Source organism: Streptomyces caniferus, assembly GCF_009811555.1.
In the GTDB taxonomy this organism is placed as follows: Bacteria; Actinomycetota; Actinomycetes; order Streptomycetales; family Streptomycetaceae; genus Streptomyces; species Streptomyces caniferus.
In genome coordinates, this window is sequence record NZ_BLIN01000002.1 from 1 (window position 1) to 15,494 (window position 15,494).

At 70.9% G+C, this 15,494-nt stretch carries 12 protein-coding genes and 1 pseudogene; 5 read left to right on the top strand and 8 right to left on the bottom strand.

Features of this window, described 5'->3' with window-relative positions; genetic code table 11:
- Positions 1–16: 16 nt before the first annotated feature.
- A pseudogene (locus Scani_RS01915) lies at positions 17–2,201 on the top strand (RecQ family ATP-dependent DNA helicase).
- A 217-nt stretch (positions 2,202–2,418) separates the two neighbouring features.
- Positions 2,419–3,132 (top strand): hypothetical protein, encoded by a 714-nt coding sequence (locus tag Scani_RS01920; protein ID WP_159469294.1) that lies wholly within the window; start codon positions 2,419–2,421, stop codon positions 3,130–3,132.
- 241 nt (positions 3,133–3,373) lie between these two features.
- On the opposite strand, the gene Scani_RS01925 is transcribed toward Scani_RS01920, so the two are convergent.
- The 4 genes from Scani_RS01925 to Scani_RS01940 form a co-directional block, all read right to left on the bottom strand.
- Positions 3,374–4,021 (bottom strand): hypothetical protein, encoded by a 648-nt coding sequence (locus tag Scani_RS01925; RefSeq protein ID WP_159469296.1) that lies wholly within the window; start codon positions 4,019–4,021, stop codon positions 3,374–3,376.
- A gap of 66 nt (positions 4,022–4,087) precedes the next feature.
- Positions 4,088–4,789 (bottom strand): ribonuclease HII, encoded by a 702-nt coding sequence (gene rnhB / locus Scani_RS01930; protein ID WP_159469298.1) that lies wholly within the window; start codon positions 4,787–4,789, stop codon positions 4,088–4,090.
- A 352-nt stretch (positions 4,790–5,141) separates the two neighbouring features.
- Positions 5,142–6,050 carry an ADP-ribosylglycohydrolase family protein gene (locus Scani_RS01935; RefSeq protein WP_159469300.1) on the bottom strand — a complete coding sequence of 303 codons (909 nt, stop codon included), beginning with the start codon at positions 6,048–6,050 and terminating at the stop codon, positions 5,142–5,144.
- Between the two features lie 11 nt (positions 6,051–6,061).
- Complete coding sequence (locus Scani_RS01940) at positions 6,062–6,721, bottom strand: histidine phosphatase family protein (protein ID WP_159469302.1); 660 nt, start codon at positions 6,719–6,721, stop codon at positions 6,062–6,064.
- 247 nt (positions 6,722–6,968) lie between these two features.
- Between Scani_RS01940 and Scani_RS01945 the strand changes: the two genes are divergently transcribed.
- Positions 6,969–7,724: a TetR/AcrR family transcriptional regulator gene (locus tag Scani_RS01945; protein ID WP_246295428.1), complete on the top strand. Its 756-nt coding sequence runs from the start codon at positions 6,969–6,971 to the stop codon at positions 7,722–7,724.
- Positions 7,725–7,733: 9 nt separating this feature from the next.
- Here the strand turns inward: Scani_RS01945 and Scani_RS01950 are convergent, their stop codons facing one another.
- Both Scani_RS01950 and Scani_RS01955 read right to left on the bottom strand, forming a co-directional pair.
- On the bottom strand, positions 7,734–8,339 hold the full coding sequence (locus Scani_RS01950; protein WP_159469304.1) for a YdbC family protein: 606 nt from the start codon (positions 8,337–8,339) through the stop codon (positions 7,734–7,736).
- Positions 8,340–8,408: 69 nt separating this feature from the next.
- Complete coding sequence (locus Scani_RS01955; protein ID WP_159469403.1) at positions 8,409–9,821, bottom strand: amidase; 1,413 nt, start codon at positions 9,819–9,821, stop codon at positions 8,409–8,411.
- Positions 9,822–9,963: 142 nt separating this feature from the next.
- Here Scani_RS01955 and Scani_RS01960 point away from each other — a divergent pair, with 142 nt between their 5' ends.
- Together Scani_RS01960 and Scani_RS01965 are read left to right on the top strand one after the other, a co-directional pair.
- A complete protein-coding gene (locus tag Scani_RS01960) occupies positions 9,964–10,551 on the top strand; it encodes a TetR/AcrR family transcriptional regulator (RefSeq protein WP_159469306.1) in 588 nt (195 codons plus the stop codon).
- Positions 10,552–10,756: 205 nt separating this feature from the next.
- A complete protein-coding gene (locus Scani_RS01965; RefSeq protein WP_159469405.1) occupies positions 10,757–11,278 on the top strand; it encodes a TerD family protein in 522 nt (173 codons plus the stop codon).
- 154 nt (positions 11,279–11,432) lie between these two features.
- Here Scani_RS01965 and Scani_RS01970 read toward each other — a convergent pair whose 3' ends face one another.
- Complete coding sequence (locus Scani_RS01970; protein WP_159469407.1) at positions 11,433–14,309, bottom strand: vitamin B12-dependent ribonucleotide reductase; 2,877 nt, start codon at positions 14,307–14,309, stop codon at positions 11,433–11,435.
- A gap of 123 nt (positions 14,310–14,432) precedes the next feature.
- Positions 14,433–14,963, bottom strand: coding sequence for a transcriptional regulator NrdR (nrdR, locus tag Scani_RS01975; protein WP_018092899.1), 531 nt, complete (start codon positions 14,961–14,963; stop codon positions 14,433–14,435).
- Positions 14,964–15,494: the final 531 nt, after the last annotated feature.

The following is a 15,494-nucleotide window of genomic DNA, read 5'->3' on the forward strand; positions in this document are numbered from 1 at the left end:
TGGGTTGCATGGGGGCATGAGCAACGAAGATCTGCGTGCCGCAGCCGATGCCGTCCTGACCCGCCTCGTCGGGGATCCCGGCGGCGAGGCCAGGCTGCGCGAGGATCAGTGGCGGGCGATCGAGGCGCTGGTCGCCGACCACCGCCGCGCGCTGGTCGTACAGCGCACGGGCTGGGGCAAGTCCGCGGTCTATTTCGTCGCGACGGCGCTGCTGCGTGAGCGCGGCAGCGGACCGACCGTGATCGTCTCCCCGCTGCTCGCGCTGATGCGCAATCAGGTCGAGGCCGCCGCGCGGGCCGGGATCCGCGCCCGCACGATCAACTCCGCCAACACCGAGGAGTGGGACACCGTCCAGGCCGAGGTGGCGGCCGGCGAGGTGGACGTCCTGCTGGTCAGCCCCGAGCGCCTCAACAACCCGGACTTCCGCGACCAGGTGCTGCCCAAGCTCGCGGCGGCGACCGGTCTGCTGGTGGTCGACGAAGCGCACTGCATCTCCGACTGGGGCCATGATTTCCGGCCGGACTACCGACGGCTGCGCACCATGCTCGCCGATCTCACCGCCCGGTGTGCCCGTGCTCGCCACCACGGCGCACGGCCAACGCAGCGGGTGACCGCCGATGTCGCCGAACAGCTCGGCACGGGCGGGGGCTCCACGAGGCACTGGTGCTGCGCGGGCCGCTGGACCGGGAAGAGCCTGAGCCTGGGCGTCCTCCCGCCTGCCGGACGCCGCGCACCGGCTCGCCTGGCTCGCGGACCATCTGCACGAGCTGCCGGGCTCGGGGAATCATCTATACGCTCACCGTTGCCGCAGCCGAGGAGGTCACGGGCCTTCCTGCGTCATCGGGGGCACACGGTCTCCTCGTACACCGGCAAGACGGAGAACGCCGACCGCCCAGCAGGCCGAGGACGATCTGCTCGCCAATCGCGTCAAGGCGCTGGTGGCGACCTCGGTCGCCTAGGGCATGGGGCTTCGACAAGCCCGACCTGGTTTCGTGGTGCACATGGGTTCGCCGTCGTCCCCCATCGCGTAACTACCAGCAGGTGGGCCGGGCCGGCCGTGGGGTCGAGCACGCCGAGGTGCTGTTGCTGCCCGGGCGGGAGGACGAGGCGATCTGGAAGTACTTTCGCCTCGCTGGCCTTCCCGCCCGAGGAGCAGGTGCGGCGGACGCTGGAACGTCCTGGCGGCCGCCGGCCGGCCGGTGTCCTGCCGGCCCTGGAGCCGCAGCGTCGAACTGCGCCGCTCACGCCTTGGCAGATCATGCTCAAGGTCGCTCGATGTGGACGGCGCCGTACAGCGCGTCAAGGGTGGCTGGACCTCCACCGGCCGCCCGTGGTCGTACGACGCCGAGCGTTATGCGTGGGTGACAGCGCCCAGCGCGAGGCCGAGCAGCAGGCGATGCGGGAGTACGCCACCACGACGGGCTGCCGCATGGAGTTCCTGCGACGGCAGCTGGACGACGAGGCGGCCGTGGCGTGCGGGCGCTGCGACAACTGTGCCGGGGCGCGGTTCACCACCGAGGTCGTCCGCCGCAGCGCTGGAGGGGGCGCGCGGTGAGCTGGGACGGCCCTGGGTGGAAGTGGAGCCGCGGCGGATGTGCCGACGGGCCTTGCCGGCCGTCGGTGTCGACCTCAAGGGGCGTATCCCGGCAGGTGAGCTGGCCGCGACCGGCCGCGCACTGGGCCGGCTCTCCGATATCGGTGGGGCAACCGGCTGCGCCCGATGCTCGCCCCGCAGGCCCCGGACGGCCCGGTCCCCGACGATGTCGCGGCCGCGGTGGTCACCGTGCTCGCCGACTGGGCCAAGGGCCCCGGTGGTTGGGCCTCGGGGGCGGCGGACGCACCGGCCCGCCCGGTGGGCGTCGTCGCGCTCTCCTCGCGCAGCCGCCCGCAGCTGATCCGGTCGCTGGCCGAGCGGATCGCCGCAGTCGGCCGCATGCCGTTCCTGGGCGCGGTGACCTCGGTGGACGACGGTGCCGACGGCAGGATTCCGCGCAGCAACAGTGCCCAGCGGGCTCCGGGCTCTGGACGGTTCGCTGGGCGTACCACCCGAGCTGGCGCAGGCGTTGGAGTCGGCGGGCGGTCCGGTGCTGCTGGTGGACGACTACGCCGATACCGGCTGGACGCTGGCCGTGGCCGCCCGGCTGCTGCGCCGGGCGGGGGCAGCGGAGGTGTTTCCGCTGGTCCTCGCCGTACAGGGCTAGGGGCCGTACGGCACGCGGCGACGGGAAGGAACATTTGCCACTCCCCGGGCGATTCCGGTCACGGGCGGGAATTGCTCGTTGCCGCATGCCTGTACGACCGCGAGAATTGGAGTTGCTTCCCCGTACCGGCCGTCCGTGGTCAGGCAGGGCCATGCCGTGGTGCCCATCCGCGCCAGGCCGCCGCCCGACGTGCGGACGCGTAGACGATGGGAGGAACGTGACCTTCGGCTTCGCCCCGCCCCCGCAGGTGCCCCCGCCCACGTCCGCCGACTCCGCCGCACGACTCGGCCGCATGCTGGAGCCCGCCGAATGGGCCTCGGCCGGCATCCCGTTGCTGCGCAATCCCCGTGAGGTCGTCGCCGGCCTGCACGACCGTCACCGGCCGGTGCCGTCGACGGCCATCGTCGCAGTGCTCGACGTGCAGGAGCGGGTGACGGCCAGCGCCTCGTTCACGGAGCTCACGGCCGCTCCCGACGGCTGGGAGTTCCGCAATGCGCTCCTGGTGCATCTGCGCCGGGTGATCCCGCACGACCTGCGGCTGCGCGCCCCGGTCCGGACCGCCGTGCTGCTCTACTGCCGTGAGGGCGAGCCTTTGTGGACGGAGACGGACGGGGCCTGGATGTGGGGGCTGCGCGACGCCTGCACGCTGCACGGGCTCCGTTGCGGGGCATACATCACGCTGACCCCGGACCGCTGGCAGGTGCTGGGAGAGGGCCGGGGCGGGCGCCGCCCCAAACCGTCCACCGTGGACAAGCCCGTCACGGCAGCACGCCGGACGGGGGCGGAACGGATGGAGACTCGTCGCACGACGGCGGCGCGCCCCGAGGCGCCCCATACGGCCGCGCCTCTGCCCGCCGCACCGAACCGGTCGATGGCGCGGCGCACGGGAGGCGGCGCCCCGGAAGCCCATCGGCACACGGCCGCACGCTGAGCGGACCGGGCGGACGTACGCCCGGCTTCCGGCGGCAGAAGCAGGCACCTCGCCGGGCGTGCCATGACCCACGGCAGACGGCCCGCGCATCCCGGTGGTGGCAGAAGTCAGACGGTCACGACCGGCACACCTCCGCCTCTCCGCCGAAGCCCCCGGCCCGGCGTCCCGACCTCGTCCGGGCCGGAGCGCAAGCGAGCCCGACGGCCTTCGGGGCCGACGGGCTGTTGCGAACCGGAAGCGGTCAGGCGGGTGCTCCGAGAACGGTGTTGATCCGCTGCGGGTCGCCGCAGACGATCAGCAGCGTTCCGGCACGGGCCATCGCCGCGGGCAGCGCCTGCGCGGTGACCTCGTCCGTACCGCCGTTCATGGCGACGACCACGACGGGCCGGCCGGTGGCACGCTCGGCACCGGCGTCCGCGTAGAACACATCGTCCGCGGCGTCGTGTTGGGCCCAGTAGGACGCCTCGCCGAAGGACAGTTCATGCGCGGCCCACGGGTGCGTTTCACCGGTGGTCAGCATCAGGATGTCGCCCGGCGCACGCCCGGAGTCCAGCAGCAGGTCGACGGCCTCGTCGGCGGCGTCGACGGCGCCGGCGGCGGGTGCCGGGATCAGCTGGAGCTGTGCTCCCGCGGCGGCGCCGGGCTGGCCGGCGGGCGGCTGCGGGGAGCTGGTGCGCTGCGCCGGCGGAGCGGCGACAGGACCACGCGGCGGGGCAGCAGGTCCGGGCTTGCCCGGACGGACACTGGACGCGGGGCCACGCGGCGGCGCGGGGCGGGGACCGGGACCAGGAACGGGACGGGGGGTCGGCGCGGTACGGCCGGCGGCCGGAGTTGCGCGGGGACCCGGGACACTCTCGTGAATCTGAGGCTCCTCGGGGATGAGAGGCATAAAGGGATGTCTATCAAACGTAAGTGCGGAACGCGTCATCGGGTACCGAATTGATGTGCGTACCGCTCAGAAATCGAAGCCGAGTTGGCCACCGGCTTCCAGAGCGGCTGCTTCGGGGGTGATGCGCGCCTTCTTCAGATGCCGCCAGCGGGGCAGGGCATCCATGTAGGACCACGACACTCGGTGGTGCGGCGTAGGACCGTACTCCTCCAGGGCAATGCGATGGGTCGGTGAGGGGTAGCCTGCGTTGGCCGCGAAGTCGAAGTCGGCGTAGACCAGGCCCAGTTCGGCCATCATCGCGTCGCGTCGCACCTTGGCGATCACGGACGCGGCGGCGACCGCGATGCAGGACTGGTCGCCCTTGATGACCGTGCGGACTTGCCATGGCGCGCCCAGGTAGTTGTGCTTGCCGTCGAGAATGATCGCGTCCGGCTGAACCGGCAGCGCCTCCAGGGCCCGGACTGCCGCGAGCCGCAGGGCCGCGGTCATGCCCAGTGCGTCGATCTCCTCGGGCGAGGAGTGCCCCAGGGCGTACGACGTGACCCACTCGCCGAGCACTTCGCACAGTTCGGTGCGGCGCTTGGGGGTCAGCAGCTTGGAATCGGTGAGACCGTCGGGCGGCCGGCGCAGACCGGTGATGGCTGCGCAGACGCTGACCGGACCGGCCCAGGCTCCGCGCCCGACCTCGTCGATACCTGCAACGACCTTGGCGCCCGTCGTGGCGCGCAATGATCGCTCGACGGAATGGGTGGGGGGCTCGTACGGCATGGCGCCAGCAAGGTTACGCCTATTCGGCTCAGCCGTCCGCACCGGATCCCCACCTGGTGGGAAACGGTGCGGGCAGCCGCATGAGCAGCATGCGAACGGGACCCGCCGCTTCCGCTACCGATGGGTATGCGGAAGCTGGATCAGGCGAGGCGCGGCCGGCGCCGGAGGCTGCCGTTCCCTCGCCCCGAGCGGAGCCGTGCGGGGTGAAGTAGCCGCCCGAGGCCGGTGGTTGGAGGACGCCCGGAAGACGGCAGCGGACCGCAGCGGACGGATACGGCGGATGGGCGCGACGAACAGGCGCGAGCACGCCGCAGCGGGCGGGATGGGCGCGGAGCGAGGCGGTGGCCGTGCGTCAGTCGGCGAGGGTGGGTGTCCAGGACGGGAGCGGCTCGGTGCCTTCCAGCCATGCCTCAGGAGGGTGGCCGGCGTGCCCGGCGGCGACGATGCCGCCGACGATGGCGCACGTGGTGTCCACATCGCCGCCCGCCTGAGCAGTGGTCCAAAACGCCCGCTCGTAGTTGCCCAGATGCCGGGCCGCGGCCCAGAGCGCGAAGGGCACCGTGTCGTGGGCGCTGGTGCGCCGTCCACAGCCCAGGACGGCGGCGACGGTGCTGGAGTCGGCGTAGTCGAGCATGTCGCGGGCGCGGCGCAGTCCGGCCTGCACGGCGCTGCGCGGGATCAGCTCCAGCACACCGTCCAGCAGCTGTTCGGGGCCGGTGTCACGGGCCGGGTCGGCCACCAGGGCGGCCGCGGCGGCGACGGCCATGGCGCCGACGACGGCCTCACGGTGCTGATGGGTGGTGTAGGCGGAGATCTCCGCCTGGTGGGTGGCCTGCTCGGGGTCGTCGGCGTACCAGGCGCCGAGGGGAGCGATACGCATGGCCGCTCCGTTGCCCCACGAGCCCTGACCGTTGAAGAGTCCCGATGCCAGCTCGCGCCAGTCCCCGCCCTCGCGGATCAGCCGCAGCATCCGATTGACGGCCGGGCCGTAGCCGCGGTCGAAGTCATGGCGGTCGGCGAAGGAGCGGGCGAGCGCGTCCTGATCGATCCGGCCGTGGGCGGTGAGCACGGCCAGGACGGAACAGGCCATCTCGGTGTCGTCGGTCCACTGCCAGGGGGAGGGAGGCAGCTCGCGGCGCTTGAGGGAGGGGTAATGGGCGGGGACGAAGAACTGGGATCCGAGCGCATCACCCACGGAGAGGCCGCGCAGGCTCGCCAGAGCTCGCGCACAGCGGTCTGCGTCACGGTGGTCGGGGGTCATCGCTGTGCACTCTAACCGGTGACGCCATAAGACTCGGGTACACACCAGCGCTCGAAGGGCCGGTCCAGGCTGTAGCGGCCGTCCGGACCGAGCAGCAGGATGCGCCGCTCCGCGTTGTCGGGGTTGGACAGCGACTCGAAGTCGGCCACCGTCCAGTGGAACCACCGCATGCAGAACAGTCTCATGGTGAGACCGTGCGTGACGATGAGGACGTTCGGCGGGTGGTCCGGGTCCTCGAAGCTGCGCCACAGGCTCTCCAGGAACGCCCCGACCCGGTCGTAGACATCGGCCCCGGACTCGCCCTGGGCGAAGCGGTAGAAGAAGTGACCGTAGGCGTCCCGGTAGGCCTTCTGCCGTCGCACGTCGTCGCGGTCCTGCCAGTTCCCCCAGTCCTGCTCGCGCAGCCGGGGCTCCTCGCGCACCCGGACCCTGGCGGGATCGAGGCCGAGTTCGCGGAAGGTCTGGTGGGTTCGGCGGTAGGGCGAGACATAGGCGGAGACCCGTTCCTCGCCGAACATCTCGCGCAGCGGACCGCCGGCTTCCTTCGCCTGCCGCAGCCCGGTCTCGGTGAGGGAGAGCGCATGATCGGGCTCCCGCTCGTACACGGTGTCATCGACATTCCCCGCCGACTCTCCATGGCGGATGAGGACGATGCGTCGGGGCCGAGCCATGCCGCCAGCCTAAATCGCCCGCTTTGTACATGCCGCACGCAGTCAAGGGACCACAGCAGGACGGCGAGCCTCGCCGCGACCCCGGCAAGGCCACGGCGGCACGCGGCGGGCAGCGACCGACCGCGGTGCCGACCGGCATCGCGTAATGAGTTCCGAGCGGACATTCCCCCTCCTCACGCAAATGCAACCCTCGTCGCATTACGATGAGGATGACACGGGCAACGCACTAATGCAACAGGAGTAGCAATTGTCTGACGAGACGGTGCACGAGAACGGGCGCGGGACCGGTGAGACCACGCCCACCCCCGGCACCCGGCGTCCGGGCGGCCGTACCGCCCGTACCCGTGCCGCCGTCCGCGACGCCGTACTGGCCGGGCTCACCGAGCACGGTTATCCGGGCTTGACCGTCGAATACGTCGCGGCCCACTCCGGGGTGCACAAGACGACGCTGTATCGCCGCTGGAAGGACGTGGAGGGCCTGCTGGCGGACGCCCTCGACCTCGCGGGCGAGGACAGCTGGACCCCACCCGACACCGGGTCCCTGGAAGGTGATCTGCGCGCTCTGGCCCGCGAGGTCGTCGTGTCCTTCACCGACCCCGCGGTAGCCGCGTCGGGCTCCGCGATGATCGCCGCCGCCTTCCACTCGGAGCGGGCGGCCGTGGCGCTGCGTGACTACTACGCCGAGCGGTTCGCGCGCTGCGAGGTACTCGTCGAGCGGGCCGTCGAGCGCGGGGAATTGCCGGCGACGCCGGGCTCCGCGCCCGATACCCCGGAAGCCGGCCCGCCACATTCCGCTTCCGGCACCACCGCAGCCGGTGCCATCGACGCCGGCGCACTCGCCCGCGCCGTCTCCGCGCCGCTCTTTTTCCGCCTGTTCATCACCCGGGAGCCGGTGGACGACGCCCTCGCGGACCAGGCCGCGGCGGCCGCACTGGCCGCGGCCCGCGCCGGGGCGTTCACCACCGGGAGTACGGCCGGCACCTCCCCCGGCGCCGCCTCCTGACCACTGTCCTCACACCGTCCACGACGGTTCGAGCTGCACCACATCGCCCGCGATCGCCCTGACATCGGCGGCTATCTGGGCCCGCAGCGCCAGCCGCTCCACCCGTTCGGGCCGGTACTTCCCCCGCTCGGCCGCCGACTGCCACATCGACAGCACCAAGAACTCCTCCCCCGGAGCCCGTCCCAGCATCCCCCGCAGCATTCCCGGCGAACCCGCCATGGCGGGGTTCCAGACCTTCTCCTGCATCAGCATGAAGTGATCCACCCGGTCCTGGCGCACCTGGCAGTGCGCCAGCCGCAGCACATCCACGTCGGCGAACGACGGACGGAAGCCCACCTTCACATCAAACTCGTGCTCGAAGAGCCGCACTTGGGCGTCCTTGAACATGCCGGCCTGGGCGGCCGCCAGCCGGTCGTGGGAGCGCGCCATGAAGGAGTCGTAGAAGGCCCGGCTCTCCCAGAAGGCCACCAGATGCGCCACGCCCGGCCGCCCACGGCTCCACCCCCCGCCCTGCCCTCGGAACCCCGGCTCACCCAGCAGCCCCGCCCATTTCCGCTGCCCCCGCTCGAACCCTCGACGGTCCACAACGGTGAGGCGAATCCACTTGACCAGCACCGCGCCATCGTACGGCCCAGGGGCGAGCCGGGATCACTGCGCGTCACCTTCCGAACGGCCCGAACTTCCTTACGGGCGCGGGTCGATCGGCGCGAGAACACCCAGCCGCCGCTCCACCGCCTCGGCCGCCTCCAGGCACAGGTCCTCCCGGTAGGAGCGCCCGATCAGCTGCACGCCGTACGGGAGCCCCTCCACCACCCCGGTGGGGACGGCCACCGCAGGCACACCGACGAAACTGGTGGCGGTGCAGAGCCGCAGGGCACGCTGTATCCGCTGATGGCTCTCCTCGTCCCGCAGCTCCTCCCCGGGTGCGAACGGCGGATCGGTGAACACGGGCGCCAGGACGAGCGGATACTCCTCCAGGAACACCGCCCAGTCCCGCTGGAGCCCCATCCGCACCCCGGTGAGCCGCAGGTACTCCGCCAGTTCCACGGGGCGGAACGTCGCCATCGCCCGCTCGATATAGCGATGGCCGCCCTCCCCGAGCAGCGGCTTGACCACCGGCCAGGTGGTGGCGAACTCCGTGACCGTCATCCGGCCGTAGGCGTCGAGGGCGTCCTCCAGCCGCGGTACGTCCGCCACCTCGCACACCTCGTAGCCCGCGTCCCGGAGCGCCTCGGCCGCACTCTGCACGGCCCGGCGCACCACGGGGTGCACCCCGTGGCCTCCGGGGTCGGTCACCATCGCCACCTTCAAGGGGCGTCCCAACGGCTCCCCGTAGGGCGGCACCGGAACGGCCCGCGGGTCGCGCGGATCGGCCCCGGCCAGCACCTCGTACGCCAGCCGCAGATCATCGACCGTACGGGCCAGGGGGCCGTCGACCACGAGGACCTGTGCGGCGAGGGACGGGTCGTCGGGCCCGAGGCGGTGATCGGCGGCGAACCGCCCGTAGGTCGGCTTCAGCCCCGCGACGCCACAGAAGGACGCGGGAAGCCGCACCGACCCTCCGGAGTCGTTGCCGAGGCCGAGCGGGGCCATGCCGCTCGCCACGGCCGCGGCGTCGCCGCCACTGCTGCCGCCCGGTGTGACCGCGCGGCTCCAGGGGTTCACGGTGTCCCCGAACAGCTCGCTGCGGGTATGGATCCCGGCGAGGATGAGCGTCGGGATGTTGCTGTGCCCGATCGGGATGCCCCCGGCCGCGCGCAGCCGCGACACCGGGGGCGCATCGCAGTGCGCGACAGCGTTCCGGAAGCGCTTCGCGCCGTAGGTCGTCGGCACCCCCTCGATGGCCGTGGTCTCCTTCACGGTGAACGGCACCCCGGCCAGCGGCCCCAGCCGCTCCCCCGCCGCGCGTCCGCGGTCGGTCCGCGCCGCCTCGTCCAGTGCCCGCTCGGCGAGGAGCTGGGTGACGGCGTTGACGGCCGGATTGACCTCGGCGATCCGCGCCAGATGCGCCTCGGCCAGCTCCACCGCCGACACCTCGCCGGTACGCACCGCCGTCGCCTGGGCCCGGGCCGTCATTTTCCACAGCGTGTCGCGCATGTCCCCACCCTCTTGTGCTCCTGGACGGCCCCCACGCGAACCGCTTCAGGCCGTCTTCGCATTTTTCCGATGCGCTTGCATCGGTTCAGTGATCGTAACCTGATTACCGATACGAACGCATCGAAAAAACGGAGTGCGGGGCATGCCCAAGCAGGTCGACCACGAGAGCCGGCGCCGGCAGATCGCCGATGCCGTGTGCCAACTCGCCGACGAGAGCGGGCTGGAGGGCGTCACACTCCGCGACGTGGCGGGCCGCGCGCAGGTGTCCATGGGGGCCGTCCAGCGCTGCTTCGGCACCAAGGAGGAGATGCTGGTCTTCGCGCTCGGCCAGATCGGCGAGCGGGTCGCCACACGGGTGTCGGCCCGGCTCACCGCATCGCCCGCCCAGTCGGCCCGTACAGCGCTGGGGCACGCGGCGACCGAGGTGTCGCTGGTCCACGAGGAGCACCGCGCCGAGGCACGGGTCTGGCTGGCCTTCGTGGCACAGGCCGCGGTCAGTCCGCCGCTGGCCGGAATTCTGCGCACCAACTACGCACACCTGCAGGTGCTGTTCGCGCGGCTGATCGCCGAAGCCTCCGACACCCCCGACCCGGACCGCGCGGCCCGCACCCTCCTCGCCCTGGCCGACGGCCTCACCACCCACGTCCTGATCGGCCACCTCTCCCCCGCCGAGGCGCTGGACGTCCTGGACGGCCAGCTCCGCCGCCTCTGGAACGAGCGGGCGCACTGAGCGGACCCTGCGACCCACAACACCGCGCAGGGCACTTTCAAGCCACCGCAGGCCGAGCCAAACCGTGGGTGACCAGGGCCAGTTCGCCCCGCCCAGGGGCCGCCGGGCGTGGCACGATGGTCAGTCAACGGGAAGTCCCGGGGAGGGGTCCGCGTGCCCGCGTGGACCGCGCCGCGTCCCCGGGAGATGACGGGAGGGAAGTCCGGTGAGCACGTTCAACAAAGGGATCGAGAAGGTCGAGGTGACGCTCAAGTGGGATCCCAGCCCCCTCGGGACGCCGGACAATGACCTCGACATCGTCGCGGCGACGTACACGGCCGACGCGCCGCACGGCGATCCGGCCTATCTGGTGCACTTCGACAGCCGCTCGCCCGACGGGACCATCACCCTCAACCGGGACAGCAGGACCGGCCAGGGGTTCGGCTTCGACGAGATCATGACCCTGGAGCTGGACCGGCTGTCCGACACCTACACCCGGGTGATCGTGGGGGTGGCCATCCAGCAGGGCGAGGGCCGCAAGGTCTTCGGCGACATAGAGAACACGGTCGTACGGATCCGCGAGGGCTACACCGACCTGGCCGAGAACGACTTCGGCGAGGTCGCGGGGGCGACCGCGGCGACGGTCGCCGAGTTCGTCCGGGACGAGTCGGGACAGTGGCGCATCCACGCGACGCTCCGGGGGTTCGACACCGACCCGGACGGGTTCGCCTCCCTGATGGGCCGCTGACCGGGCAGCCGACGGGGAGCGGCACAGGCCACGGAGCAAGAAGAGGAGGGGACCGGCGCCCGGCCGGTCCCCTCCTCTTCTTGCTGCCACGGGCGGTATCAGCCCGAGGCGCGGGCCGCGCGGGAGGACGTCTCCCGCGCGGACCCGCTCACGCTCAGCTGCAGCCGCTGGTCGACCCGCAGCCCTCGCACAGGTAGCAGCTGCCGGCCCGCTGCATCTTCGTCCCGCAGGAGAAGCACAGCGGCGCGTCGGCGTTGATGCCGAGCTGCATCTCGACGAGTTCGGCGTTGGTGTGCGCCTGCTTGGGGGCCGGGGCGGCGGCCTCCTCGACGATCTTCACCGCAGGGGTGGATTCCGTCACCGGCTCCACCTGGCGCGGTGCCGACTGGGCCAGGCCCTCGACGTCGACCTCGTCCTCGGACGGCTCGTACGAACCGGTCTCCAGGTGACGCTGGCGCTCCTCGACGGAGTGGATGCCGAGCGCCGAACGGGTCTCGAACGGCAGGAAGTCCAGCGCCAGGCGGCGGAAGATGTAGTCGACGATCGACTGCGCCATCCGCACGTCCGGGTCGTCCGTCATGCCGGCCGGCTCGAAGCGCATGTTGGTGAACTTCGAGACGTAGGTCTCCAGCGGCACGCCGTACTGGAGGCCCACGGACACCGCGATGGAGAAGGCGTCCATCATGCCCGCGAGAGTCGAGCCCTGCTTGGACATCTTCAGGAAGACCTCACCGAGACCGTCGTCCGGGTAGGAGTTGGCGGTCATGTAGCCCTCGGCGCCACCGACCGTGAAGGAGGTGGTGATGCCGGGACGGCCCTTGGGGAGGCGCCTGCGGACCGGGCGGTACTCGACGACCTTCTTCTCGGCGACCGGCTCGGCCTTCTTCTCCTCCTCCTTCTTCTTGGCGGAGAGCGGCTGGCCGACCTTGCAGTTGTCGCGGTAGATCGCCAGGGCCTTGAGGCCGAGCTTCCAGCCCTCGAAGTAGACCTCCTCGATCTCCTCGACGGTGGCCGTCTCCGGGACGTTGACCGTCTTGGAGATCGCACCGGAGAGGAAGGGCTGCGCGGCCGCCATCATGCGCACGTGACCCATGGCGGAGATCGAGCGCGCGCCCATGGCGCAGTCGAAGACCTCGTAGTGCTCGGTCTTCAGGGCCGGGGCGTCGACGACATTGCCGTGGTCGGCGATGTGGGCGACGATCGCCTCGACCTGCTCGGGCAGGTAGCCGAGCCGCTTGAGCGCCTTGGGGACCGTGTTGTTCACGATCTGCATGGAGCCGCCGCCGACCAGCTTCTTGAACTTGACCAGGGCCAGGTCCGGCTCGACGCCCGTGGTGTCGCAGTCCATCATCAGGCCGATGGTGCCGGTCGGGGCCAGCACGGAGGCCTGCGCGTTGCGGAAGCCGTTCTTCTCGCCGAGGCGCAGCACGTCCTGCCAGGCCTCGGTGGCCGCCGCCCACACCGGGGTGTCCAGGTCGTCCATGCGCACCGCGGTGCCGTTGGCGTCCGAGTGCTGCTTCATGACGCGCTTGTGGGCGTCCGCGTTACGGGCGTAGCCGTCGTACGGGCCGACGACCGCGGCCAGCTCGGCGGAGCGCCTGTAGGAGGTGCCGGTCATCAGGGAGGTGATGGCGCCGGCCAGCGCGCGGCCGCCGTCGGAGTCGTAGGCGTGGCCGGTGGCCATCAGCAGGGCGCCGAGGTTGGCGTAGCCGATGCCCAGCTGGCGGTAGGCGCGGGTGGTCTCGCCGATCTTCTCGGTGGGGAAGTCGGCGAAGCAGATGGAGATGTCCATCGCCGTGATGACCAGCTCGACGACCTTGGCGAAGCGCTCGGCGTCGAAGGACTGGTTGCCCAGGTCGTCGTCGCGCAGGAACTTCAGGAGGTTGAGCGAGGCGAGGTTGCACGAGGAGTTGTCCAGGTGCATGTACTCGCTGCAGGGGTTGGACGCGGTGATCCGGCCCGACTCCGGCGAGGTGTGCCAGTGGTTGATGGTGTCGTCGTACTGGATGCCGGGGTCGGCGCACGCCCATGCAGCCTCCGCCATCTTGCGGAAGAGCCCCTTGGCGTCGACCTCCTCGATGACCTCACCGGTCATCCGGCCGCGCAGCCCGAACTTCGAGCCGGTCTCGACGGCCTTCATGAACTCGTCGTTCACGCGGACCGAGTTGTTGGCGTTCTGGTACTGGACGGACGTGATGTCGTCGCCGCCCAGGTCCATGTCGAAGCCCGCGTCGCGCAGCGCGCGGACCTTCTCCTCCTCCTTCACCTTGGTCTCGATGAAGGCCTCGACGTCCGGGTGGTCCACGTCCAGGACGACCATCTTGGCCGCGCGGCGGGTGGCGCCGCCCGACTTGATCGTTCCGGCGGACGCGTCGGCGCCGCGCATGAAGGAGACCGGGCCGGAGGCGTTGCCGCCGGAGGAGAGCAGCTCCTTGGAGGAGCGGATGCGGGAGAGGTTCAGGCCGGCGCCGGAGCCGCCCTTGAAGATCATCCCCTCTTCCTTGTACCAGTCGAGGATCGACTCCATGGAGTCGTCGACGGAGAGGATGAAGCAGGCGCTGACCTGCTGCGGCTGCTGGGTGCCGACGTTGAACCACACCGGCGAGTTGAAGCTGAAGACCTGGTGGAGCAGGGCGTACGCCAGCTCGTGCTCGAAGATCTCGGCGTCCGCCGGGGAGGCGAAGTAACCGTTCTCCTCGCCGCTCTTGCGGTACGTCTTGACCACCCGGTCGATGAGCTGCTTGAGGCTCGACTCACGGGTCGGGGAACCCACCGCACCACGGAAGTACTTGCTCGTGACGATGTTGACCGCGTTCACCGACCAGAACTCGGGGAACTCGACGCCACGCTGCTCGAAGTTGACCGAGCCGTCGCGCCAGTTGGTCATGACGACGTCACGAGACGCCCACTCCACCTCGTCGTACGGATGCACGCCGGGTGTGGTGTGAATGCGCTCGATACGCAGACCCTTGCTCGCCTTGCTGCCCTTGGCGCGGGAGCCTCGTGCCGGGCCGCTCGTCGTCTCTGTCATGCCGCCTCCCTGTATACGGGCAAACGCCCATATGTGCGCACTCATTCCGTGGCACGGTGTATGTCTTTCTGCGCCGGGACGCCCTGCTCTCGCCCCGATTCAGGTCCTGGATGCGCGCCGAGCTCAGTCGGCGGCGGTGGCGGGCACGGGAACAGCCGGGCCGCCGGCCTCCCCGTCGGTCCCGCATTCCTGCCCGGGCGGTCCCTGCTCGCGCTGCTCGCGCAGCTCGGCGATGGCCGCCTCGAAGTCCTCGAGTGAATCGAAAGCCCGGTAAACGGACGCGAAGCGCAGGTACGCGACGAGGTCGAGTTCCTGCAGCGGGCCCAGTATGGCGAGCCCGACGTCATGGGTGGACAGCTCGGCGCTGCCGGTGGCCCGCACCGCCTCCTCGACCCGCTGGCCGAGCTTGGCGAGGGCGTCCTCGGTGACCGGGCGCCCCTGGCACGCCTTGCGCACCCCCGCGATGACCTTGTTGCGGCTGAAGGGCTCGGTGACCCCGCTCCGCTTGATCACCATCAGCGATGCCGTCTCGATGGTCGTGAAACGGCGGGAGCAGTCGGGGCACTGGCGGCGCCGGCGGATCGCCGTCCCGTCATCGGTGGTGCGACTGTCGACGACCCGACTGTCCGGGTGCCTGCAGAAGGGGCAGTGCATGGGTCTCCACCCTCCTCACCCTCGATATACGGACGTACGTACGCCAACGAACCCGGCGCACGGCGACAATCTCCGACCGGTCCGCATGGGCCCTTCGGAGCAGCCTCCAGCATAGGCGATTCCCGACCCCCTGAAGGACCAGGCACCACAACTTCTGGGTAACCGATCGCATCCAACCACTAGATGTGGTGTCGGGGCGCTTACATCCGCCTACCGCGTGTCGCGGCGGCGCCGGGCCGGACGGTCGCCCATGAGAGTACGGGAAGCCACCCGGTCGGCGGCGCGGCGGGGCCGGGGTGACAGAATCGGCCGGGTCGCGACGGCCCGCCACCACACCCCTGCGCTCACCGACGTCCCGACACACCGGAGGGCCGGGAAATCCGGGGCTACGGCGCCCGGCCAGGACCGGAATTACCGCACGGCCATACACCCAGCCACTCGATCCGGTCAGCCATTCGGCGAATATTTCACTCGAACGTGTGTTTGGCGCAACCTTTCGAAAGCAACTACCGTTGGCTAACTAGGGAGAAC